The organism is Afipia sp. OHSU_II-C1 (assembly GCF_000497575.1).
GTDB lineage: Bacteria > Pseudomonadota > Alphaproteobacteria > Rhizobiales > Xanthobacteraceae > Afipia.
Genome location: NZ_APJI01000042.1, coordinates 1 through 362, shown reverse-complemented (window position 1 = coordinate 362; position 362 = coordinate 1). Strand labels below are relative to the sequence as shown.

General features: G+C 54.7%; 1 protein-coding gene. It reads left to right on the top strand.

Annotated elements, in window-relative coordinates; translation table 11 throughout:
- Positions 1–36 precede the first annotated feature (36 nt).
- Positions 37–362, top strand: a 326-nt coding sequence (locus I554_RS25900) for a MaoC family dehydratase N-terminal domain-containing protein (RefSeq protein ID WP_034473880.1), incomplete at its 3' end; no start/stop codon positions are given.

Below are 362 nucleotides of genomic sequence, written 5' to 3'. Positions count from 1 at the left end.
CGTTCGATAATAATAGTAACTTCAGATGAGGAAGCCATGGCCGTCCCCGCACGTCTAGATAAATTCGTCACAACCGAGAAGCAGCGACACTTTCCCAAAGATTTCATGACGGGTTGGGAAGACTATGAGACCTGGGCGGATGCCACGGTCGGCCAGTCCGGCCCGGCCCAGCGCACCTTCATCATCACTGAGGAAGATATCCTCGATTACAACAAGGCGTGCGGCGAGACTGATCCGCTGATGGTCGATCCCGATTATGCCCGAAAGAACTCGCCGACCGGCGAACTGTTGCAGCATCCGATCTTCGTCACCACGATTGCTTTCTACAGCCTCGGCGAAAAAGGCATTGGGACATGGATCCG